Source organism: Pseudomonas sp. AFG_SD02_1510_Pfu_092, from assembly GCF_003331055.1.
Lineage (GTDB): Bacteria > Pseudomonadota > Gammaproteobacteria > Pseudomonadales > Pseudomonadaceae > Aquipseudomonas.
In genome coordinates this window covers 41,900-63,181 of record NZ_PUQD01000023.1, presented here as the reverse complement: position 1 = coordinate 63,181, position 21,282 = coordinate 41,900, and the positions used below count along the sequence as shown (strand labels likewise).

General features: G+C 63.9%; 18 protein-coding genes and 1 tRNA gene. 10 read left to right on the top strand and 9 right to left on the bottom strand.

The window, feature by feature from the left end:
- Window positions 1-71: 71 nt before the first annotated feature.
- Complete coding sequence (locus C6A77_RS12445) at window positions 72-524, bottom strand: GNAT family N-acetyltransferase (protein WP_114169733.1); 453 nt, start codon at window positions 522-524, stop codon at window positions 72-74.
- Between the two features lie 147 nt (window positions 525-671).
- Between C6A77_RS12445 and C6A77_RS12440 the strand changes: the two genes are divergently transcribed.
- Genes C6A77_RS12440 through C6A77_RS12430 form a run of 3 tightly spaced genes read left to right on the top strand, consistent with a single transcriptional unit; the run spans window position 672 to window position 3,806 of the window.
- Entirely contained in the window at window positions 672-1,517 is an 846-nt protein-coding gene (locus C6A77_RS12440) for a DUF6502 family protein (protein ID WP_114169732.1), read from the top strand.
- The gene (locus tag C6A77_RS12435; RefSeq protein WP_114169731.1) at window positions 1,514-3,001 is read left to right on the top strand and encodes a DUF5666 domain-containing protein; all 1,488 of its coding nucleotides are present in this window, start codon (window positions 1,514-1,516) and stop codon (window positions 2,999-3,001) included. Before C6A77_RS12440 ends, C6A77_RS12435 begins: the two co-directional genes overlap by 4 nt.
- A 55-nt stretch (window positions 3,002-3,056) precedes the next feature.
- Window positions 3,057-3,806 carry a hypothetical protein gene (locus C6A77_RS12430; RefSeq protein ID WP_114169730.1) on the top strand — a complete coding sequence of 250 codons (750 nt, stop codon included), beginning with the start codon at window positions 3,057-3,059 and terminating at the stop codon, window positions 3,804-3,806.
- A 69-nt stretch (window positions 3,807-3,875) separates the two neighbouring features.
- Here the strand turns inward: C6A77_RS12430 and rimO are convergent, their stop codons facing one another.
- A complete protein-coding gene (rimO, locus tag C6A77_RS12425; RefSeq protein WP_114169729.1) occupies window positions 3,876-5,207 on the bottom strand; it encodes a 30S ribosomal protein S12 methylthiotransferase RimO in 1,332 nt (443 codons plus the stop codon).
- A 237-nt stretch (window positions 5,208-5,444) separates the two neighbouring features.
- Here rimO and C6A77_RS12415 point away from each other — a divergent pair, with 237 nt between their 5' ends.
- Complete coding sequence (locus tag C6A77_RS12415; protein ID WP_114169728.1) at window positions 5,445-7,355, top strand: potassium transporter Kup; 1,911 nt, start codon at window positions 5,445-5,447, stop codon at window positions 7,353-7,355.
- A gap of 513 nt (window positions 7,356-7,868) precedes the next feature.
- Here C6A77_RS12415 and C6A77_RS12400 read toward each other — a convergent pair.
- From C6A77_RS12400 to C6A77_RS12390, 3 genes are all read right to left on the bottom strand, one after another.
- Window positions 7,869-9,161, bottom strand: a complete 1,293-nt coding sequence (locus tag C6A77_RS12400; protein WP_114169726.1) for an AcvB/VirJ family lysyl-phosphatidylglycerol hydrolase — start codon at window positions 9,159-9,161, stop codon at window positions 7,869-7,871.
- Entirely contained in the window at window positions 9,161-11,803 is a 2,643-nt protein-coding gene (gene mprF / locus C6A77_RS12395; RefSeq protein ID WP_114169725.1) for a bifunctional lysylphosphatidylglycerol flippase/synthetase MprF, read from the bottom strand. The genes C6A77_RS12400 and mprF overlap by 1 nt, the downstream gene beginning before the upstream one ends.
- A 260-nt stretch (window positions 11,804-12,063) precedes the next feature.
- A tRNA-Met gene (locus C6A77_RS12390) sits at window positions 12,064-12,140 on the bottom strand.
- Between the two features lie 220 nt (window positions 12,141-12,360).
- Here C6A77_RS12390 and dinB point away from each other — a divergent pair.
- The gene (dinB, locus tag C6A77_RS12385) at window positions 12,361-13,419 is read left to right on the top strand and encodes a DNA polymerase IV (protein WP_161959666.1); all 1,059 of its coding nucleotides are present in this window, start codon (window positions 12,361-12,363) and stop codon (window positions 13,417-13,419) included.
- 104 nt (window positions 13,420-13,523) lie between these two features.
- Here the strand turns inward: dinB and C6A77_RS12380 are convergent, their stop codons facing one another.
- The 3 genes from C6A77_RS12380 to C6A77_RS12370 form a co-directional block, all read right to left on the bottom strand.
- Window positions 13,524-14,477, bottom strand: a complete 954-nt coding sequence (locus tag C6A77_RS12380; RefSeq protein WP_114169723.1) for a hypothetical protein — start codon at window positions 14,475-14,477, stop codon at window positions 13,524-13,526.
- 20 nt (window positions 14,478-14,497) lie between these two features.
- The gene (locus tag C6A77_RS12375) at window positions 14,498-16,213 is read right to left on the bottom strand and encodes a proline--tRNA ligase (protein ID WP_114169722.1); all 1,716 of its coding nucleotides are present in this window, start codon (window positions 16,211-16,213) and stop codon (window positions 14,498-14,500) included.
- A 160-nt stretch (window positions 16,214-16,373) separates the two neighbouring features.
- Window positions 16,374-17,639 (bottom strand): OprD family porin, encoded by a 1,266-nt coding sequence (locus tag C6A77_RS12370; RefSeq protein WP_114169721.1) that lies wholly within the window; start codon window positions 17,637-17,639, stop codon window positions 16,374-16,376.
- Window positions 17,640-18,328: 689 nt separating this feature from the next.
- Between C6A77_RS12370 and C6A77_RS12365 the strand changes: the two genes are divergently transcribed.
- Together C6A77_RS12365 and C6A77_RS12360 are read left to right on the top strand one after the other, a co-directional pair.
- A complete protein-coding gene (locus C6A77_RS12365; RefSeq protein ID WP_114169720.1) occupies window positions 18,329-18,748 on the top strand; it encodes an HIT domain-containing protein in 420 nt (139 codons plus the stop codon).
- 1 nt (window position 18,749) lies between these two features.
- Window positions 18,750-18,956 carry a SlyX family protein gene (locus tag C6A77_RS12360; protein WP_114169719.1) on the top strand — a complete coding sequence of 69 codons (207 nt, stop codon included), beginning with the start codon at window positions 18,750-18,752 and terminating at the stop codon, window positions 18,954-18,956.
- A gap of 58 nt (window positions 18,957-19,014) precedes the next feature.
- Here the strand turns inward: C6A77_RS12360 and C6A77_RS26120 are convergent, their stop codons facing one another.
- On the bottom strand, window positions 19,015-19,608 hold the full coding sequence (locus tag C6A77_RS26120; RefSeq protein ID WP_114169718.1) for a cold-shock protein: 594 nt from the start codon (window positions 19,606-19,608) through the stop codon (window positions 19,015-19,017).
- 279 nt (window positions 19,609-19,887) lie between these two features.
- Here C6A77_RS26120 and C6A77_RS12350 point away from each other — a divergent pair, with 279 nt between their 5' ends.
- The 3 genes from C6A77_RS12350 to C6A77_RS12335 all read left to right on the top strand — a co-directional run bounded on the left by C6A77_RS12350 (window position 19,888) and on the right by C6A77_RS12335 (window position 21,257).
- A complete protein-coding gene (locus C6A77_RS12350) occupies window positions 19,888-20,361 on the top strand; it encodes a Dps family protein (RefSeq protein ID WP_084854477.1) in 474 nt (157 codons plus the stop codon).
- Window positions 20,362-20,613: 252 nt separating this feature from the next.
- Window positions 20,614-20,943 (top strand): ribbon-helix-helix domain-containing protein, encoded by a 330-nt coding sequence (locus C6A77_RS12340; RefSeq protein WP_114169716.1) that lies wholly within the window; start codon window positions 20,614-20,616, stop codon window positions 20,941-20,943.
- Window positions 20,944-21,035: 92 nt separating this feature from the next.
- Window positions 21,036-21,257: a zinc ribbon domain-containing protein gene (locus C6A77_RS12335; RefSeq protein ID WP_003254776.1), complete on the top strand. Its 222-nt coding sequence runs from the start codon at window positions 21,036-21,038 to the stop codon at window positions 21,255-21,257.
- Window positions 21,258-21,282: the final 25 nt, after the last annotated feature.

The window sequence follows — 21,282 nt, the reverse complement described above, 5'->3', positions numbered from 1 at the left end:
CATTCGCAAAGGCAGGGAAAGACCTGCATTGTACCTGCCCGCGCGGCGTACGGGCTGGGAATCTGTGTCATTTACGCCGTTTTGCGCAGGCGCATGTGCAGCAAGGGGTAGGGTTGCCCCAGGCCGTCGGTTGCCGAACGGCCGATCACCTCGAAGCCTTGATGCAGGTAGAAGCCCAAGGCTTGCGGGTTCTGTTCGTTGACGTCCAGGCGCTCGGCATTCAGTTCGTCGATCGCATAGCGCAGCAGGCGCTTGCCCACCCCTTGGCCGCGGTAGGCCGGGGCGATGAACAGCATGTCCACCCGCCCGTTGGCGACCCCGGCGAAACCGCAGATGCGTTGGCGGTCCTTGCAGCAGATGAGCATCACGGCGTCGAGATAGCGGCGCAGTACCTGTTCGCGCAGCAGGATGATGTAGCCTTCCGGCAAAAAGTCATGGGTGGCGCGTACCGAGTCCTCCCACACCTGTACCAGCTCGTCGTAGTCGCTCAGGCGCGGGGTTTGCAGCGTCAGTAGCGAAGGCATCCTGGGGTTCCCTCCATGGCGATAAGGCAAACATAGCAGGCGCACCGCCGGTCGGCTTTTCCTCCTTGTATTGACGATACGCTCACACTGGGTGTGGGATGTTTTCCCGCGCCGTACACTGGGACCACCTGGCCAGAGATGCGCTCGATGCAATCGCCCACCTTGCCCCCTTCGATGCCAAGCGCACTGCGGCGCGTGATGCGCCCGCTGGTACGGCTGATGCTGCGCAAAGGGGTGACCTACACGATGTTCACCGACTTGCTCAAAGGGGTGTTCGTCGACGTCGCCCATCGCGAATTCGGCCTGGACGGCACCGCGCCGAGCGACAGCCGCATCAGCCTGCTTACGGGCGTGCATCGCAAGGATGTGCGGCGCTTGCGCAGCGACGGTGAGCTGGCGCTCGCGGCGCTGCCGGCCAACATCACCCTGGGCGCCCAGCTGGTCCAGCTGTGGACCGAGACCAGGCCGTTCTGCGCAGCGCCCGGCCAGGCACTGGCGTTGCCGCGCCTGGCGAGCGTTGGCGGCGAATGCTCTTTCGATGCCCTGGTGGCGAAGGTCAGCACCGATATCCGCGGGCGGGTGGTGCTGGACGAGTGGTTGCGCCTGGGCATCGTCCGGCTCGACGAACACGACCGTGTGCACCTCGAGGCCCAGGCCTTCGTGCCGCAGAAGGGCTTCGATGAAAAGGCTGCGTACTTCGGCCACAACCTGCATGACCATGCCTGCGCCGCGGTGCATAACCTGAGCACCGAGGGCCAGCCGTTCTTCGAGCGCAGCGTGCACTACGATGCCCTGAGCCCGGCCAGTGTCGAGCACCTGCGCGAGGTGGTCGCCAGGGACGGCATGCAGACGTTGCTGGGCCTCAGCCGGCTCGCATCCGAGCTGGAAAGTGCCGATCAGCCAGCCCCCGGGCAGCGTCAGCGCATCACTGTCGGGCTTTATTTCTACACTGAAACTACCGACCCCGATCTGCCGAAGACGCCAGAGCCATGACTTTCCTCGCGCGCTGCCTCAGTGTCGTCACGCTGGCCCTGGGTTGCGGGCTGAACCTGTTGCTGCCTGCCGAGGTGACGGCGGCCCCGCTGTGTGTCAGCCGTGACGAAGTGGGCATGGCGGGGGCCGCGGGCTGGCAGTTTCCTGGCGGAACGGGGGGGACCGGGGCCAGCACGGGCGGTGTCGGCGGTACCGGCGTACGCGATGAAAATGGTGGCGTGGGCGGCACTGGTGCGCCCATCCTGCGCCCAGGCGGTACCGGTGGTACGGGCATCGTCGGCACCATCACCGGGTTTGCCTCGATCTGTGTCAATGGCCTGGAAGTGCACATTGGCCAAGACGTGGCAGTGAGTGCAAACGGTGCGCCTGCCAGCAGCGCGCAGCTGGCCATCGGGCAGGTTGTCGCGGTGGAGGCCTTTGCCACCCGGCGCGGCCTGCAGGCTGGGCGCATCGCGATTCTCAACGTTTACGAAGGGCCGCTGACGGCGCTGCCTGATGCTTCGACATCGCTGCGGGTCATGGGCCAGGCTGTACGGCTGGCGCCAGGGGCGCGGGTGGCTGAAGGGCTGCGCGCGGGCGAGCCGGTCAGGGTCAGTGGCCTGCGCGATGCCAAAGGCCAAGTGGTGGCCAGCCGCATCGAACGGGCGCCGGGGCTCAAGCAGGCCAGTGCCATCGGTGCGGTCGATGCTAGCGGCAGCCTCCAGGGGCTGAAGCTGGGCAGCCGTGTGGCTCCCGCGCGGGAAGTGCTGGTGCGCGGGCAGTGGACCGGGCGCCAGCTGGAAGTGGCGCAAACCCGTCCAGACCCGAGCCTGCCGTTTGCCGGGCGGGTGCACAACGTCGTGATCGAGGGGCTGGTGCAGCGCAGTCAGGCCCGACAGCTGATGGTTGCAGGTATCAAGGTGACGCTGGGGCAGGGCACGGTGATCGTCGGCAAGCCGCCAGCGGCCTGGGCGCTGGACCAACGTGTGCGGGTGAGCGGGGTGTTCAGTGGCAAGCACGAGCTGCAGGCAACCCGCATAGAATTGCCTGACGAGCAGGCCGATAACCCGCGCAGAGAGGGTTCGCGGCGTGGCGACGAGCACGGCGCCAGTGATTCGGCAGGCTCCGCTAACAGCGGGCATGGCGGGCGCGATGCGACCGACGTTCGCACTGAACGCCAGGACGACCACGGCGTTGACGATTCCAGTGGGGGGGACCGCACGGATCGCGTGGACAGGTCCGGGAAGTCAGAGCCCGTTGACACCGTGCAGCGGCCCGAGCGCAGCGGAAGTGGTAGCGCTGAGCGGGTAGAAAAGCTCGAGCTGGAGAAAGTGGACAAGGTCGAGCAGGTGGAGAAAGCCGGGAAGCCGGAAAAAATCGAGCGGGTGGAAAAAGTCGAAACGCCTGAAAAAGTCGACAAAGTAGAGCAAGCAGAACGGCCCGAGATGCCGGAAACACTGGAGAAAAGCGGAAAAGTGGAGCATCCGGAGCGATCCGGGCATTAGCCAACTAGGCTGGGTAAGTGCGATCACACTTCCCCACGGGATACCGAGGTGCTGGATGAGGCCCATGCTCCCTCTTTTCGCCTGCCTGCTGGCATGCACCAGCGTGAGCGCTTCGGCCGATACCTTCAGCACCGCCCTCGGCATGGACTATTCGACTGGCGACTACGGCACGGGCAGCACTTCGGAAATCTGGTACGTCCCGGTCGTCGGCAAATACGAAACCGGCCCCATGACCTACAAGGTCACCGTACCCTGGCTGCGCATCACCAACCCTGAGGTAGGCCCCAATGGCGACCCCTTGCCTGGTGGTTGCCATGCAGTGGAAAGCGGACTGGGTGACACGGTCGCAAGTGCCGGCTACGCGCTGCTAGATGGCAGCGACGGCGGCCTGCTGCTGGACCTGATCGGCAAGGTCAAATTTCCCACTGCCGATGAGGACCAGTGCCTGGGTACTGGCGAATACGATTACACCGCCCAGGTCGACCTCGCCAGGCGCTTTGGCCCGGTTACCGGCTTCGCCACGCTGGGCTGGAAGAAGTTCGGCGACCCGCCCGGCAGCGATTTCGACGACCCGCTGTTGGCCAGCCTCGGCTTTGCCATCCCGGTGGCCACCGGCACATCGGCGGGCGCCTCCTACGACTGGCGGCAGAAAGTGGTTGCGACCGGTTCGTCAATCCGCGAGCTGACCGTGTTTCTCACCCACAAGCTCAACCGGCAGTGGAAAGTCCAGCTCTACGCGGTGAAGGGCTTTTCGGATGCCAGCCCGGATGCCGAGGGCGGCCTGATGCTGTTTCACACGTTCTGACGAAAAAAAGCCCCTGCGCCGGTGCATCCCTGGGGGATGACGGGGCAGGGGCTTTCAGGCGCCAGCCGTTTAGACCGGTTCAGCCCACATGTCGTATTCGTCGGCATCCACCACACGGCAACGCACTTTGTCGCCAGGCTTGAAGCCGTGGTCGCCATCGATGAACACGCTGCCGTCGATTTCCGGGGCATCGAAGAAGCTGCGGCCAACCGAGCCCTGTTCTTCCACCTCATCGATCAGCACGTCGATTTCTTTGCCGATGCGCATTTGCAGGCGGGCGGCGCTGATCGCCTGCTGGTGGGCCATGAAGCGGTCCCAGCGGTCCTGCTTGACATCGTCCGGCACTTCTTCCAGGCCCAGGTCGTTGGCCGGCGCGCCTTCCACCGGCGAGTACTGGAAGCAGCCCACGCGGTCGAGCTGGGCTTCGGTCAGCCAGTCGAGCAGGTACTGGAAGTCTTCCTCGGTCTCGCCCGGGAAGCCGACGATGAAGGTGGAGCGGATTACCAGCTCCGGGCACTGCTCGCGCCAGTTCTTGATCCGCGCCAGGGTGCGGTCTTCGAAGGCCGGGCGTTTCATGGCCTTGAGCACTTTCGGGCTGGCATGCTGGAACGGGATGTCCAGGTACGGCAGTACCTTGCCGGCGGCCATCAGCGGGATGATGTCGTCGACGTTCGGGTACGGGTACACATAGTGCAGGCGAACCCAGGCGCCCAGGCTGCTCAGCGCTTCGCACAGTTCGAGCATGCGCGTCTTGACCGGGCGGCCGTTCCAGAAGTCGGTCTTGTACTTGACGTCGACGCCGTAGGCGCTGGTGTCCTGGGAAATCACCAGGATCTCCTTGACCCCGGCCTTGACCAGGCGCTCGGCCTCGCTCAGCACTTCGCCGACCGGGCGGCTGACCAGCTTGCCGCGCATCGACGGGATGATGCAGAAGCTGCAGCTGTGGTTGCAGCCTTCGGAAATTTTCAGGTACGCATAGTGGCGCGGGGTCAGCTTGACGCCCTGCGGCGGCACCAGGTCGATCAGCGGGTTGTGGTCCTGGCGTGGTGGCACCACTTCGTGCACGGCGTTGACCACTTGTTCGTACTGCTGCGGGCCGGTGACCGACAGCACGCTCGGGTGCACATCACGGATGCTGCCTTCCTCGACGCCCATGCAGCCGGTGACGATGACCTTGCCGTTCTCCTTGATCGCTTCGCCGATCACTTCCAGCGACTCGGCCTTGGCGCTGTCGATGAAGCCGCAGGTGTTGACCACCACCACATCGGCGTCCTCATAGGTGGGCACGACTTCATAGCCTTCCATGCGCAGCTGGGTCAGGATGCGCTCGGAATCGACCAGGGCTTTCGGGCAACCCAGGCTTACGAAACCTACCTTGGGGGTGGCGGGCGTGGTGGACATGACTAACCTCGGTATTGAATGCAGGTCGCCCGGCCGGAATCGGGGGCGATCTTGACGGGCGCTGTGGGCGCCTCTGATCAAAAAGTGCGCAATTCTAGCGAGCGAAGGGGCGCTTGACCAGCAGAAATACGACGAACGCTGCGCTATGCTTCGCGCCATTGCGACAGGGACAACAGTGGTCCCGAAACGCAGGTGTAAATTCTACTGGCCTTGACGGGCCGTCTGCGGGAGTGGTCGATGGTTCAGGCAAGCAGTCACGCCGAGGGCGGGCACCAGGGGAGGCAGGGAGCGACGCGGTCGCTGAGCCTGCTCGTGGCAGCGGTCGGGGTGGTTTATGGCGATATCGGCACCAGCCCCTTGTATACCCTCAAGGAAGTCTTCAGCGGTGGTTATGGGGTACCGGTCAACCATGATGGCGTACTGGGGATCCTGTCGCTGATCCTCTGGTCGCTGCTGTGGGTGGTCTCGTTCAAGTACGTGATGTTCATCCTGCGCGCCGACAACCAGGGCGAGGGCGGCACCATGGCGTTGACCGCACTGGCGCGACGGGCCACGGCGGCCTACCCGCGCTTGCGTACGCTGATGGTGGTGTGCGGGCTGATCGGTGCTTCGCTGTTCTACGGCGACAGCATGATCACCCCGGCGGTGTCGGTGCTGTCGGCGGTGGAGGGCATGGGCCTGGCCTTTGACGGCATCGACCACTGGGTAGTGCCGATTTCGCTGGTGGTGCTGGTGGCGCTGTTTCTGGTGCAGAAGCACGGCACCGAGAAAATCGGCAAGCTGTTCGGCCCGGTCATGGTCACCTGGTTCGTGGCCCTGGGCGCGCTGGGGGTGCATGGCATCTCGCAGAGCCCGGAAGTGCTCAGGGCGTTCAACCCGGTCTGGGCGGTGAACTTCTTCGTGGTCCACCCCGGCATGGGCGTGGCCATCCTCGGCGCGGTGGTGCTGGCATTGACCGGTGCCGAGGCGCTGTACGCCGACATGGGCCACTTTGGCCGCCAGCCGATCGCCCGGGCCTGGTTCATCCTGGTGCTACCGGCGCTGGTGCTCAACTATTTTGGCCAGGGTGCGTTGCTGCTGCAGAGCCCTGAGGCAGCCCGTAACCCGTTCTACCTGCTGGCGCCAGGCTGGGCGCTGCTGCCGTTGGTCGGGCTGGCCACCCTGGCCACGGTGATCGCCTCGCAAGCGGTGATCTCGGGAGCTTTCTCGCTGACTCGCCAGGCGATCCAGCTGGGTTACATCCCACGCATGCAGATCCAGCACACCTCCAGCGACGAACAGGGGCAGATCTACATTGGTGCGGTGAACTGGACGCTGATGGTCGGCGTGGTATTGCTGGTGATCGGTTTCGAGTCGTCCGGCGCGTTGGCGGCGGCTTACGGCGTGGCGGTGACCGGTACCATGCTGATGACCACCATCCTGGTCTCGGCGGTGATGCTGTTGCTGTGGAAGTGGCCACCGGTGCTGGCGGTGCCGATCCTGTTGGGCTTCCTGTTCGTGGATGGGCTGTTCTTTGCCGCCAACGTGCCGAAGATTGTCCAGGGTGGTGCTTTCCCGGTATTGGCCGGCGGCGTGCTGTACCTGTTGATGAGCACCTGGAAGCGCGGCAAGCAGATCCTGGTGGAGCGTATCGACGAAGGCGCGCTGCCCCTGCAGTTGTTCATCAGCAGTATCCGCATTCAGCCGCCGCACCGGGTCGAAGGCACGGCGGTGTTCCTCACGGCGCGCTCCGATGCCGTGCCCCATGCGCTGTTGCACAACATGCTGCATAACCAGGTGTTGCACAGCCAGGTGGTGCTGCTGACCGTGGTCAGCGAAGACCGGCCGCGGGTGCCGGAACAGGAGCGCTTTGAAGTGGAGGCGTATGGCGACGGGTTCTTCCGCGTGTTGCTGCACTTCGGCTTCATGGACGAACCGGACGTGCCGGCGGCGTTGAAACTGTGCCATCTGGAAGCGCTGGATTTCACGCCGATGCGTACCACCTACTTCCTCAGCCGCGAGACGGTGATTGCGTCACGGCTTGAAGGCATGTCGCGCTGGCGGGGCAATCTGTTTGCCTTCCTGCTGAAGAACGCCAACGGTAACCTGCGCTTCTTCAACTTGCCGCTGAACCGGGTGATCGAACTGGGGACCCAGGTCGAGATCTGATCCTGGCGGGAGCGGGCGTGCCCGCGAAGCCGGCGGCGCGGTGGATGGCACCGGCTTCGCCGGTGTTCGCGGCCACGGCCGCTCCCACAGATTATCGCGTGAGCCCGGGGCATGTGGGAGCGGGTTCACCCGCGAAGCAGACGGCGCGGTGGATGGCACCGGCTGCGCCGGTGTTCGCGTGAGCCCGGGGCATGTGGGAGCGGGTTCACCCGCGAAGCAGGCGGCGCGGTGGATGGCACCGGCTTCGCCGGTGTTCGCGGCCGCGGCCGCTCCCACAGATTATCGCGTGAGCCCGGGGCATGTGGGAGCGGGTTCACCCGCGAAGCAGACGGCGCGGTGTATGGCACCGGCTGCGCCGGTGTTCGCGGCTAAAGCCGCTCCCACAGGTACCGTGTGAACCCGAAGTCAGCGTCGTACCTGTGGGAGCGGGCGTGCCCGCGAAGCAGGCGGCGCGGTGGATGACACCGGCTTCGCCGGTGTTCGCGGCCACGGCCGCTCCCACACAGGTTGCTATCAGTTCTGCGCCGCCACGCTCGATTTGCCCTGGCGTGTCTCGATCTCGCCGATCAGGCGCTTGGCCAGCGCCGGGTAGTTTTCGTCGAAGTGGTGACCACCCGGCAGCTTCAAGCGCTCGCCGACCGCCGTGGTATCTGTGCAACCGCTTTCGTCGCTTTCCTCCACGCCATACACGCAAACCACCTTGGCCGCCGGCAGCCTGGCCATTTCCGGCCCGGTCGGGGCTTCCTGGCCTTCCTTGCCCAGCCAGCCTTCGACTTCGATCTCGAAGCTGCCGCTGCGGGCAAAGGCCAACAACATCACGGCGTCGATACGCTGCTGATCCTCGGCCGGCAGGCGGTTGTAGATCGCAGGCAGTACATCGGCACCGAACGAATAGCCGGTCAGCACGAAGCGCTTGGTGCCCCATTTCTGCCGGTAGTGCTGCATCAGCTCGGACAGGTCGGCGGCGCTCTGCTCCGGGGTCTTGTGCTGCCAGTAGTAGCGCAGCGTGTCGATGCCCACCACCGGATAGCCCAGCTTGGCCATTTCCCCGGCCACATCGCGGTCCAGGTCACGCCAGCCACCATCACCGGAGAGGAACAGGGTCACCGTGTCGGTGGTCTGCCCGGCGGGCACCTCCACCACCGGGATGGCCAAGGTGTTGCCGTCGTGGCCGACCAGGGCCTGGGTCAGCTGGGCCTTGAGCACCTGGGGCAGGTGGATGTCATAGTCGCTGATGCTGGTTTCGGCATTGGCCTGGTCGCGCACGAAGGCGGCGCTGGCATCATCCGGGTTGTCGTTCCAGGCAACGTTCCAGTGGCCGTGGGCGGCGGCCTTCGGCAGCGGCGCCTGGCAGCCCGGTTGCTCCAGGCTGAAATCCACGGAAATCGCCCGCGCCTTGTCGTCGTTCTGGCTGGCCAGCCAGCGCCAGGCCTGGGCGGCGCCAGGGCCGATACCGGCGACCAGGGTCGGCTTTTCCGGCAACTGCGCCAGGGCCAGGTCCAGCGCCTGTTGCTGCTTGTTGCAGTCGCTGGGCGGCAAAATCACTTGCACCAGCTGCGCTTCGCCGGCCTGGGCCAGGTCCAGCAACTGCCGGTCGCTCAGCGCCTGGCCCTGGGGTACACCGATGGCCACCCGGGCCTTGGGGTGCACACCAGGGGTGACGCGGGTGATACGGGTATCATTCATGCCCAGTTGCTCCAGGCGCGGCTCGGGGGCCGGGCGCGTCCACAGCCAGAACGCTAGCGCCCCGCCCAGGGCAGCCAGCAGCAGAGGAACCAGCAGGTACAGCCAAAAGCGTCTGCTCATCAACGTTTCACCAATCCAGTCAGGCCGCCCGCGATCAGGGCGGCAGTGTCGGCCAGCGCTACCAGCGGGTCGAGCCCGGCCGGCACGGCCATGTAGCGGGGTTCCCAGTCCGGTTGGAATTTGTCCTTGAAGCGGCGAAGCCCCTGGAAGTTGTACAACTGCTCGCCACGGCGAAACACCATCGAGCCCAGACGCTGGGTCAGGGGCGCGCCACGCCGCGGCTGCAGCCCGGATAGCGGCACCATGCCCAGGCTGAAGCGGGCGTAGTCATGGCTTTTGTAATGCAGGATCAGGCCGATCATCATGAATTCCATGGTCAGCTTCGGCGCCTCGGGGTGCGCACGCATCAGGTCGAGGCTGGCCAGTTCGTTGCCATGGGTTTCGAGCAGGTTGGCGAAGGCCACCGGCCGGCCCTGGAAGCGGATCAGGGCAATGCGGAAGTGTTGCAGGTAGTCCGCGCTGAAGCGTCCCAGCGAGAAGCCTTTCTCGCGTACGTTCTTGCCGGCCAGCCAGGCATCGGAAATTTCTTTCAGCTCTGCCAGGGGCGCATGGCCGGGTTCGTGGATTTCCAGGGTCAGGCCGTCACGGCCGCCGCGGTTCCAGGTGTAACGCAGGTCTTTCATCTCCTTGCCCTTGGCTTCCAGGTCGAAGCGGCGCAAATCGACCCGGGCTTCTTCGCCCAGCTTCAGCGCGGTCAGGCCGATGTCCATATAGAACGGCAGGTTCTCGGCACGCACCTGGTAGAACACCGGGCGGGCATGGTGCAGGTCGCACAGGTCGCGGAACTGCCAGATCATCTCGGCGCGCTCCTGGGCCGGGCCGATCGGGTCGTACAGCGCCACCAGGCTGCGGCCGCGCCGCGCGTACATGAGAAAGGCGTTGTCGGCCGGGTGGAACAGCAACGCCTTGTCGCCGGTCAGCGCCAGGCCGCCATCGGGTTGGTCAGAGGCAAGCAGAATGCGGTTGGCGCGCTGCAGTTCCTGTTCATCGGGCAGGTGGATCACCGGTGGTGCCGTGCGCAGCAGCCAGGTCAGGGCTACCGCCGCCAGCAGCAAGGCGCTGCCCATGGCGGCGCGCAGGCCGCGCGGGGCGTCGGCATCCAGGGTGAACTGCCACCACAGCTGATGGCTGTAGGGCACATCCTGGTAGGCGAACAGCAGCAGCCACACCGATGCGCCAAGCACGCAGGCGCTGGCTACCAGAAACACCGGCGAGAACGGCAGCTCGAGCAAGCGGCTGGGGCGGTAGAAGGAGCGACGGAACAGGGCGAGCAGGGCGGCCGTCAGGGTCAGCAGGCAGGCTTCCTCCCAATCGAAACCTTTGAGCAGCGACAGCAGGGCACCGACCAGCAACAGCACGGTGGTCAACAGCCAGGCGGCGGACAGACGCCGGCGCAGGCCCTGGGCCAGCAGCAGGCACAGCACGCCGATCAGGCTGGCACCGAAGTGCGAGGCATCGATCAGGCGGTGCGGCACCAGAAAGCCCATGTGTTCCAGGCGTGTATCGATCTCTGGCGTGGCCCCGGAGAACAGCAGCACTACCCCGGACAGGAACACCAGAATCGACAGAATCGGCGCCGCCAACCCGGACGCAGCCTTGATCGCCTGTTGCGCGAACAGCAGGCGCCGGGCCTCGTTGGCCAGCAGCAGCACACAGGCCAGCAGCAGCGGCAGCACCACGTAGATCAGCCGATACAGCAGCAGCGCCGCTGCCAGTGGCGCCGCGCCAAGCTGGTCGGCGAAGGCCGCCAGCAGGATCGCTTCGAACACCCCGACGCCACCGGGTACGTGGCTGAGCACCCCGGCGGCCAGCGCCAACAGGTAGACCAGCACGAACGCACCGAACGGCGGTGCCTCGGGCAGCAGCAGGTACAGCACGGTGGCGGCAGCCGCGACATCCAGTGCGGTGATCAGCAGTTGCAGGGCGCTCAGGCGGGCGCCGGGCAGGCGCAGTGTGCGCCGGCCTAGCTGCACCAGCAGGTTATCGGCCAGTGGCTGTTCGGCCAGGCGCCGGCGGTACAGGCCGAACACCAGCACGCTGCACAGCACCAGCACGGCGATGGCGATAGCCGCCAGCAAGCCCGGCGCCAGACCCAGTGCGGCCGAGGCCGCCGGCAGGTCGCTCAGGGTCGCCAAGGCGGCCAGGGGCGGTAGCGCACAGCCCAGCGAAAGGCTGGCGAACACGCTCATCCGCGCCACTTCGCCTGCGCCGACCCCTTGCCGCGCATACAGGCGGTAGCGCACCGAACCTCCCGACAACATCGACAGGCCGATGGCATTGCCGATGGCAAAGGCACTGAAGCCGCCCAGCAGCAGGCTGGGCAGCGGCAGTTTCACACCGGCATAGCGGCTGGCCGACCACTCGTAACCCAGCAGAATCAGGAAACCGGCCACGGTTGCCAGCAAGGCACCCAGCAGTGACTGGGTCGGTACGCTGAGCATGGCATCGTGCAAGGCATAGATATCCAGCTCGCTCAGCAGGTGGCGGCAGGCGATCAAGGCCATGGTGAACAGCACCAGGGTCACTGCCAGGCTGATGGGCTGACGGTAGCGGCTCAGGCGCTCGAGCAGCGGCAGGCGCTGCACGGCCCCCGGCAGCGCCGAGGCGAGCGGCGCTGCGGGTTCTGGGTTTGGCGAAGTCATGGGTTGCCTCGGGCAAGCAGCGCGAGGTGAGGGGAAGGTGCGGCCAAGTGAAAGTCCCTTAGAAAAACGTATCCCATGTTACTCCGGCGTCGGGCGCTTGCAGCGGCCTGGCCGGGTTAAAGATAGTTCATCCAGGGCACGCCATCTCTAGCCTGGGGGGGGGCTGAGGGCGAGGGAATTCAAGGCGAGGAAAAAGCAGAGGGGCGAAAACAACAAACCCCGCGCTGCTGTTACACAGGCGGGGTTTGTTCTGACGAATATGGTTGCGGGAGCCGGATTTGAACCGACGACCTTCGGGTTATGAGCCCGACGAGCTACCAGGCTGCTCCATCCCGCGCCTGTGAGATCGAATTCTACGGATTTGCTTCCCATTGTCAAGCAAATGTTCTGAAAAAACCTTTTTTGTTCAAACCCTTAGCGTCTTCAAATGGGTGCAGCTCAGGCGCGGCGGGGCTTCCAGGCCGATTATCGTGTGCCGATGCGGGTGAGCTGTTTCACAACAGTACGCATGCGATACTATCTGTATGAATTTACAGTGCTGACGGTCATCCATGTCCTTGCGCAAGATCATCCATGTCGACTGCGATTGCTTCTACGCCGCCATCGAAATGCGTGACGACCCGCGCCTTGCCGGGCGGCCCATGGCAGTGGGGGGCTCGCCTGACCATCGCGGGGTGATCGCCACCTGCAACTATGAGGCGCGTGCCTATGGCGTGCGTTCGGCCATGTCGTCGCGGCACGCGCTGAAGCTGTGCCCCGACCTGCTGATCGTCAAGCCGCGTTTCGAGGCCTACCGTGAGGCTTCGCGGGAGATCCACACGATCTTTCGCGACTACACCGAGCTGATCGAGCCGTTATCGCTGGACGAGGCCTACCTGGATGTGAGCGACAGCCAGTGGTATGCGGGCAGCGCCACGCGCATCGCCGAAGACATCCGCCGACGCGTTGCCCGCACCTTGCATATCACCGTTTCGGCCGGCGTGGCGCCGAACAAGTTCCTGGCCAAGATCGCCAGCGACTGGCGCAAGCCCAATGGCCTGTTCGTGATTACCCCGGGTGAGGTGGAGGCTTTCGTCGCCGCCTTGCCGGTAGCCAGGCTGCACGGGGTGGGCAAGGTAACGGCAGACAAGCTGGCACGCCTGGGTATCGAAACCTGCCTGCAGCTGCGCGACTGGTCGCGTTTGGCGCTGGTGCGCGAATTCGGCAGTTTTGGCGAGCGTTTGTGGGGGCTGGCGCGGGGTATCGACGAGCGTGCAGTGCACAATGACAGCCGCCGGCAATCGGTCAGCGTGGAAAATACCTACGACACCGACCTGCCGGACCTGGCCAGTTGCCTGGCACGGCTACCCGAACTACTGGAAAGCCTGGACGCGCGTATCGCCCGTATGGACAGCAGTTACCGGCCGGAAAAACCCTTCGTCAAGGTCAAGTTCCATGACTTCAGCCAGACCACCCTGGAACAGGCGGGGGCGGGCAGGGACCTGGAAAGCTATCGACAGTTGCTGGGGCAGGCGTTTGCCCGTGGTGGCAAGCCGGTGCGCTTGCTGGGGGTAGGGGTGAGGTTGCGCGACTTGCGCGGGGCGCATGAACAGCTGGAGCTGTTTCCGCCTAAATGAAGGCCCGGGCCGCGCTGCGGCCCCAGGTTTCAGCAGTGATGCATCAATTGTCGGGGCTGCTCTGCAGCCCTTTCGCGACACAAGGCCGCTCCCACAGGGAGCAGTTATTGCACACCCGGATCAGCCACCAACCGGCCGGTGGCCTTGGTCAGCGATTGCAGAAACTCCTGCTGCAGCTCCGGGTCGTTGCGGGTCAGTTCGATCAGGCTCTGTTCCATTTCACTGGCTTCTTCTTCCAGGCCCAGCTCGGACAAGCGTTTGACCCGGTGTACCCATTGCCCGACATCGTCATCCTCGAGGTCATCGAAGATCAGCTCATGGGCTTCGAGCAGCTTGTTGCGCAGGGTGGCGCTGACCAGCAGGCTGGCATCGCCACGTACCGCGTTGTCCTCGTCGACCACGCCCAGGTGCAGGGTGCCGATGTGGTTGAGGTTCTGCTCGGAGAACGGGCTGTCGAGCAGGTTCAGGCGCAGCACGCCGTTCCTGTCGGTGGTCAGCTCGTGGGTCATCCGGCCGGCCTTGACCTCGACCAGGCGCTCGCTCCAGGGCACGCTGGTCGATTCCTCGCGCTTGCCTTTCTGCACTTCGCTGATACCAGCCAGGTTCTGCTGGGCGCGGCCGTTGGACGGCACGTTCATGAACGGGTTGAGCCCGTCCACGCCGTAGCTGAGCCAGTCGTGGGTGACGCTTTCCGGCAGGTTGCCCAGGGCGAAGACGTTGACCACATTGGCACCCACGCCCGCCACCACGGCCACCGCACCCAGCGGGATCTCGTAGATCTCCCGCCAGGGTTGGTATGGCGTGTAGCGGTCGTAGCTGCGGGTGACTTCGAATTCGGTGACTTCGAAGCGCTTCTGCTCATGCACGCGCACACGCCGTTGCGGAAGCTCCATGACCTTCGGCTCGCCGACATCGATCTGCAGGGTGTGCTCGAGCAGTTTGCGCTCGACGCGCTCCTCATGGTCGCTGCGCTGGGACATCTGGTTGGCGCAACCGCTGACGAGCAGGGCGCCGCACAGTGCGGCGCCCCCCAGGGGAAAGGTACTTCGCTTGAACATGATCACTCGTGCATTGGTTATCAGCGGCGAACGCGGGCCTGCAGGAAGGTCAGCACTTCATCGAGCGGCAACGCCTGGGCGTCCTGCTCGGTGCGATGCTTGTACTCCAGGTTGCCTTCGGCCAGGCCGCGATCGCTGACGACGATGCGGTGCGGGATGCCGATCAGCTCCATGTCGGCAAACTTGATGCCTGGGCTGGTCTTCTTGTCGCGGTCGTCCAGCAGCACTTCGAAGCCGGCGGCGGTCAGTTCGGCGTACAGCTTGTCGGTCGCCTCGCGGACCACGTCGGTTTCGTAGCGCAGCGGCACCAGGGCGATCTGGAACGGCGCCAGGGCGTCGTTCCAGATGATGCCCTTGTCGTCATAGCTCTGCTCGATGGCGGCGGCGACCACGCGGGACACACCGATACCGTAGCAGCCCATGGCCAGGGTGACCGGCTTGCCGTTCTCGCCCAGTACCTGGCACTTCAGCGCTTCGCTGTACTTGGTGCCCAGCTGGAAGATGTGGCCCACTTCGATGCCACGCTTGATCACCAGGGTGCCCTGGCCGTCCGGGCTCGGGTCGCCTTCGACCACGTTGCGCAGGTCGGCGACCTGTGGAACCGGCAGGTCGCGCTCCCAGTTCACGCCGAAGTAGTGCTTGTCGTCGATGTTGGCGCCGATGCCGAAGTCGCTCATCAGGGCAACCGAACGGTCGATGACGATTTCCAGCGGCAGGTTAAGCGGGCCGAGCGAACCGGCACCGGCACCGATGGCCTCGCGCAGTTCGCTGTCGGTGGCCATGACCAGCGGGTCGGCAACCTGTTCCAGCTTGGCCGCCTTGATTTCGTTGAGCTCATGGTCGCCACGCACGATCAGTGCAACCAGCTTGCCTTCTTCGGCGCCGCGCACGATCAGGGTCTTGACGGTCTTCTCGATCGGCAGGCCGAAGTTTTCCACCAGCTGGGCGATGGTCTTGGCGTTCGGCGTATCGACCAGGCGCAGCTCCTCGGTAGGGGCGGGGCGCACGGTTTCGCGCGGGATGGCCTCGGCCTTCTCGATGTTGGCGGCGTAGTCGGAGCTGTCGCTGAAGATCACATCGTCTTCACCGGACTCGGCCAGTACATGGAACTCGTGCGAGTAGCTGCCGCCGATCGAGCCGGTGTCGGCCTGCACCGGGCGGAAGTCCAGGCCCAGGCGGGTGAAGATGTTGCTGTACGCCTGGTGCATGCGGTCGTAGGTTTCCTGCAGGGAAGCCTGGTCGGCATGGAACGAGTAGGCGTCCTTCATGATGAACTCGCGGCCGCGCATCAGGCCGAAGCGCGGGCGGATCTCGTCACGGAACTTGGTCTGGATCTGGTACATGTTGAGCGGCAGCTGTTTATAGCTGGACAGCTCGTTACGGGCCAGGTCGGTGATCACTTCTTCGTGGGTCGGGCCGACGCAGAAGTCGCGCTGGTGGCGGTCCTTCAGGCGCAGCAGCTCGGGGCCGTACTGTTCCCAGCGGCCGGATTCCTGCCACAGTTCGGCGGGCTGGATGCTGGGCATCAGCACTTCCAGGGCGCCGGCGGCGTTCATTTCCTCACGCACCACGGCCTCGACCTTGCGCATCACCCGCAAGCCCATCGGCAGCCAGGTGTACAGGCCGGAGGCCAGTTTGCGGATCATGCCGGCACGCAGCATGAGCTGATGGCTGATGACCACTGCGTCGGCAGGGGTTTCTTTCTGGGTGGCGAGCAAATATTGACTGGTGCGCATGGGGAGCCGTGTCGATTGCCTAAGACATTGAATTGACCCCGCATTGTACGGGGGCGAAACGAAGGCGTACAGGATGCCCCAGGGCGTGACACTTGTCAGCCAAGAAAAAGCCCGGCGTGATCGCCGGGCTTTTTCAGGTGCGGGGCACTGCAAGCCAGGCTTACAGGATGCTCAGCGGGTACTCCACGATCAGGCGCAGTTCGTCGATCGATGGGGAATCGTAGTAGGTGCCATCGGAAGAACGGTAGGTGGCCTGACGCAGGCGGAAGCTCAGGTCTTTCGCCGGGCCGCTCTGCAGCACGTACTTGACATCGACGTCGCGTTCCCATTCCTTGCCGTTGCTGGTGCCGGTGACATTGGCATCGGTACCACGGACATAACGGGTCATGAAGGTCAGGCCCGGGATGCCGTACTCGGCGAAGTTCAGGTCGTAGCGAGCCTGCCAGGATTTCTCGTCTTCGGCGTTGAAGTCGGAGCGGGCAACGGAGTTGGCCAGGAAGATGGTGCCGCCACCGTCGATGCCGTAGCCGTAGTCGCCGTCACCGGTAACTTTCTGGTAGGCCAGGGTGAAGGTGTGAGCGCCGATGTTGTAGGCGCCCGACAGGCTGAATGCACGGTTGTCCAGCTTGTCGCCATCGAACGCGCGGTATTCGGCCGAGCCTTCGCTCTTGGTGTCATAGATGTTGAAGTCGAACACCAGGCCTTGCTTGTCGGAGATCGGCAGCGCCCAGTTGACGTTGGCGTAGTATTTGCGCCAGTAGTCTTCAACCTTCGAGTAGTACAGGCTGGTGCTGAGGTTGTCGGTGAAGGCGTAGGTACCACCGACCACGTTGGCTTCCTTCAGGCGGAAGCTGTCGCGGTTGGTCTGCTCCTGGGCGGTCAGGCTGGTGAAGTGACCGGCGTGCAGGGTCAGGCCGTCGATTTCGTTGCTGGTGATCAGGGTGCCCTGAGCGATTTCTGGCAGCAGGCGGCTGTCGTCGGTGGCGAAGACCGGCAGCGCGGTGAACTGGTCACCCACTTTCAGCACGGTGTCGGAGATGCGGAATTTGACCGCAGCGCCGCCCTTGGAGTAGTCGTCCTGCGAACGGCCGTCGGAGCCGGTCGGGAACAGGCCGGTGCCGGCACGGCCCTTGCCGCTGTCCAGTTTCAGGCCGAGCATGCCGATGGCGTCCACACCCACACCTACGGTGCCTTGGGTGAAGCCGGACTCGAAGGTGCCGAGGAAGCCCAGGCCGGTTTCTTCGCGACGGCTCTGGCCGCCTTCGTTGTTACGGAAGTCACGGCTGAAGTACAGCATGCGGGTCTTGACGTTCAGCTTGCTGTCTTCGATGAAACCTTTGGACTCGTCCTGGGACGAGGCCACTGCCAACTGCGAGGTCCCTGCCGCAACGGCCAGGGCGATCATGCTCCACTTCATCACGCGCATCGTGATTTGCTCCTTTGGTTTTTAGGAAGAGTACCGCTGCGTCCAAGTTTTTTAGTTATATGGAGCAGCTCTTTCTTGTTATGTCGGCGAAAATGTATAGCACGCTGACTGTTGTTGGCGATATGGCTATAAACATCCTTTGCGGAACTTTTTCACCATGTCGCTTTCAGGTAGTTCCATGTCGCAAATCACGCCCCGGTTTAAGGGCCGTACAACCCCAGCGCTGTTCCTGTCACCGTCATGAATCGGTAACTGCCGATTCCGGTTGCAGAACTCCCTGGTAACCAATGCCGCTGTTGTTATTTGTCGCGCCACCTGGCGTTGCAGGTGCCGTGCCGACCTGCGTGAAAGGAATGCAACAAGCGTGCTCAAAATTCGCAACGCTTCATGAAATTTTCACAAAACCCGCTACCGAAGGTCGGAAAGTGCCGTAAATACGGGGCCGCAGCTGCTTCGATGTTTGTTGCAGCCGAGAATCATTAAAAACTGGAAAGCTGCCATTAAAGTCAATGTGTTACCGCAACTTGTTCATGCAGTGTCATTTGTGGGGTGGCGAGTGGGGTGCGGGGTGTGCGGGCGGCCTCATTTTGGTGCGAAAAGTAGCGCTGTGTTACCGGGAATGTGCAAGGTATCCTTGCAGGCCTGTTTTCCGCGTGCCGCGGGTTGGTTCTGCCTGAAGGAGATTTGCCGTGTTCGTCCTCGATTCGCGTTTGCAGCAGGATTCCCTGGTGCTGGGGGAATTTGCGCTGTGCCAGCTGTTGCTGAGCAAGGATGCCAATTATCCGTGGTTCATCCTGGTGCCCAAGCGCGCAGGTATCAGCGAACTGTTCGAGCTCGACGCTGCCGAGCAGCAGCAGTTGTGGCAGGAAACCACTCGCCTGGCCGAAGCGCTGAAGGCCAGCTACGGCGCCGACAAGATGAACGTGGCCACCCTCGGCAACGTGGTCAGCCAGTTGCACATGCACGTGATCGTGCGCCAGCGCGACGACGCCGCCTGGCCGGCACCGGTTTGGGGCAAGTGCACGGCGGTGGCCTACACCGACGCGCAGGTGCAGGCCATTCGCCAGCGCCTGCGCGGGCTGCAACTCGACGGTTATAAGGAGGCCTGACATGTCGCTGGAGTTGCGAGTGATCGAACTGGAAACCCGCCAGGCGTTCCAGGATGACACCATCCAGGCGCTGAACGACGTCGTGGTCGAGCAGGGGCGGGTGATCGATCGGCTGCAGTTGCAAATGGCCGAGCTGATCAAGCGTTACGAAGAGATGGTTGGCCAGTACGGCAGCGAAGGGGACGAGGCGCCGCCGCCTCATTATTGATCCTTGTGCGGGCGCGGGCATGCTCGCGCCGGCACAAGGATGGTTGCTGCAGATGGAATCAGCGGCGTGTTACCGCAACCACATCCTCGGCCTGCAGGCCCTTGTCACGGTGCATCACAGAAAACTCCACGCGCTGGCCTTCGACCAGGATGCGGTGGCCTTCACCGCGAATGGCGCGAAAGTGCACGAAGATATCCTCGCCCGAGTCGCGCGAGATGAAGCCGAAGCCTTTGGACGTATTGAACCACTTGACCGTGCCGGTATCACGGTTGCCAGCGTCTTGCGCGGTGTGCTGGCTGGCGCGTGGCTTGCGCGGGCTGCGGGCAAAGCCAACGGCCAGGTGCACGGCCACGGCCAGCGCCGCGCAGACCAGGGCGGCCAGGTTGCCCATTTCCGGGCGGGCCAGCAGCGTCAGGGTTTGCAATACCACGGCCACCACCAGCAGGGCACAGGCCAGGTGCTGCAGTTGTTGCCGGGCGCCGCGGTAGTAAAGGGGTACGACCGGGGCCAGCACCAGGTTGAGCAGGCCGAGCAAGGCCAGGTAGACCGCATCGGGTTGTTGCAGGAAGGGTGTCGCGTCGGTTTTCAGGCTGGGTATGAGCGATAGCAGCAAGGCTGCCATGCCCGTCACCAGATGGACGATCTTGAACATGGGGTTGGCTCACAGTTGATAAGGCCGATCACAGGAAGAGCGGGCAGCACGGTGCGCATGAGGTGTAGCGCGCGAACACGTGGCAGCCAGCCTATGCACCCGGCAATGGCAATCCGCACGGGTGGCACCGTGCCTATTTAACAGTAAAGCCGCGGGCTACTCAAACCGCTGGCCGCCGCGGGCGATGTGTTGCGCCATGTCACATGCGTTGCCGGCCAAGTGTTGCTACAGTGGTCGGCGCCCGCTTGAGATCTCAAGCCTTATGGAAAGGGGAACTTCATGGCAATCGATATCGGTATCAGTGAAGAAGATCGCAAGTCCATCGTCGATGGGCTGTCCCGTCTGTTGTCGGATACCTATGTGCTGTATCTGAAAACCCATAACTTCCACTGGAACGTCACCGGTCCGTCGTTCCGCACCCTGCACCTGATGTTCGAAGAGCAGTACAACGAACTGGCACTGGCGGTCGACTCTATCGCCGAGCGCATCCGCGCCCTGGGCTTCCCGGCGCCGGGGTCGTACGCATTCTATGCCAGGCACTCGTCGATCAAGGAGGAGGAGGGCGTGCCGCCTGCGGACGAGATGATCCGCCAGCTGGTGCAGGGCCAGGAGGCCGTGGTGCGTACCGCGCGCAGCATCTTCCCGGTGGTCGACAAGGTCAGTGACGAACCGACCGCCGACCTGCTGACCCAGCGTATGCAGGTGCACGAGAAAACCGCCTGGATGCTGCGGGTGCTGCTCGACGGCAATTGATTACCTGAGACGAACTATTGTCTCTGTGGGAGCGGGTTCACCCGCGAACGAGGCATCGCGGTGCATGGCACCGGCTTTGCCGGTGTTCGCGGCTAAAACCGCTCCCACAGTGGTCTGGCGCCGGCGTTGGAGATCATGGAAGAAAAACCGGCCGGATTGTGCATTTTATGCAGGAACATTTTGCCGCTGCTTTAAGCTCGCCCATCAGCGCTTCATAGGCCACCTGGTACCTGTGACGAGGAAGTGTGGCGCATGATGCAAGCAAGCAAGCGTGTGGCTGGCCAGGGGGGCTGGCCTGGAAAACAGTGCATCGACCCGTTCAAGGCGGATTTCGACATGTTGCAGATTCAGCCGGTATCGCGCTCGGTGCGGCTCAACGGCTTTTCTACCTGTCTGCGCCTGGAGGCCGTCTACTGGGGCATCCTCGAGCGTATCGCCGCGGCCAATCGCTGTTCGGTCAGTGCAGTGCTGTCCTACGTGGACCGCGAAGTCCACCTGCGTCAGGGCGGGGTGCGCAACTTCAGCGGGCTGATCCGGGTCATCTGCGTGGCCTGGCTGCAAGACCCGCCAAGTGCGCGCTGATCGCCTGGCGGGCTGCGCAGTGCTTGCTAACCATATATAATCCCGCTTTTTGCTGCCCCGGCAGCCAGCGTTATGGTTGACGAGAGACACCCATGCCCCTTTACGACTATCAATGTGCATCCTGCGAGCACCGCATGGAAGTGCTGCAGAAGATCAGCGCCGCGCCGCTGACCGATTGCCCGGCCTGCCAGGCGCCGGCACTGAAGAAGCTGTTGTCGGTGCCAGGCTTCCGCCTGAGCGGTAACGGTTGGTACGAAACCGACTTCAAGACCGGGGCGAAAAAGAATCTGGCAGGCGGCGACAAGGCCGACTGAGTTGAATGCTGTGACCGGGTCTTGC

Coding starts and splice junctions, on each gene's coding strand:
- C6A77_RS12445 (WP_114169733.1), bottom strand. CDS start 524: ATGCCTTCGCTACTGACGCTGCAAACCCCGCGCCTGAGCGACTACGAC.
- C6A77_RS12440 (WP_114169732.1), top strand. CDS start 672: ATGCAATCGCCCACCTTGCCCCCTTCGATGCCAAGCGCACTGCGGCGC.
- C6A77_RS12435 (WP_114169731.1), top strand. CDS start 1,514: ATGACTTTCCTCGCGCGCTGCCTCAGTGTCGTCACGCTGGCCCTGGGT.
- C6A77_RS12430 (WP_114169730.1), top strand. CDS start 3,057: ATGAGGCCCATGCTCCCTCTTTTCGCCTGCCTGCTGGCATGCACCAGC.
- rimO (WP_114169729.1), bottom strand. CDS start 5,207: ATGTCCACCACGCCCGCCACCCCCAAGGTAGGTTTCGTAAGCCTGGGT.
- C6A77_RS12415 (WP_114169728.1), top strand. CDS start 5,445: ATGGTTCAGGCAAGCAGTCACGCCGAGGGCGGGCACCAGGGGAGGCAG.
- C6A77_RS12400 (WP_114169726.1), bottom strand. CDS start 9,161: ATGAGCAGACGCTTTTGGCTGTACCTGCTGGTTCCTCTGCTGCTGGCT.
- mprF (WP_114169725.1), bottom strand. CDS start 11,803: ATGACTTCGCCAAACCCAGAACCCGCAGCGCCGCTCGCCTCGGCGCTG.
- C6A77_RS12380 (WP_114169723.1), bottom strand. CDS start 14,477: ATGTTCAAGCGAAGTACCTTTCCCCTGGGGGGCGCCGCACTGTGCGGC.
- C6A77_RS12375 (WP_114169722.1), bottom strand. CDS start 16,213: ATGCGCACCAGTCAATATTTGCTCGCCACCCAGAAAGAAACCCCTGCC.
- C6A77_RS12370 (WP_114169721.1), bottom strand. CDS start 17,639: ATGCGCGTGATGAAGTGGAGCATGATCGCCCTGGCCGTTGCGGCAGGG.
- C6A77_RS12360 (WP_114169719.1), top strand. CDS start 18,750: ATGTCGCTGGAGTTGCGAGTGATCGAACTGGAAACCCGCCAGGCGTTC.
- C6A77_RS26120 (WP_114169718.1), bottom strand. CDS start 19,608: ATGTTCAAGATCGTCCATCTGGTGACGGGCATGGCAGCCTTGCTGCTA.
- C6A77_RS12350 (WP_084854477.1), top strand. CDS start 19,888: ATGGCAATCGATATCGGTATCAGTGAAGAAGATCGCAAGTCCATCGTC.
- C6A77_RS12340 (WP_114169716.1), top strand. CDS start 20,614: ATGATGCAAGCAAGCAAGCGTGTGGCTGGCCAGGGGGGCTGGCCTGGA.
- C6A77_RS12335 (WP_003254776.1), top strand. CDS start 21,036: ATGCCCCTTTACGACTATCAATGTGCATCCTGCGAGCACCGCATGGAA.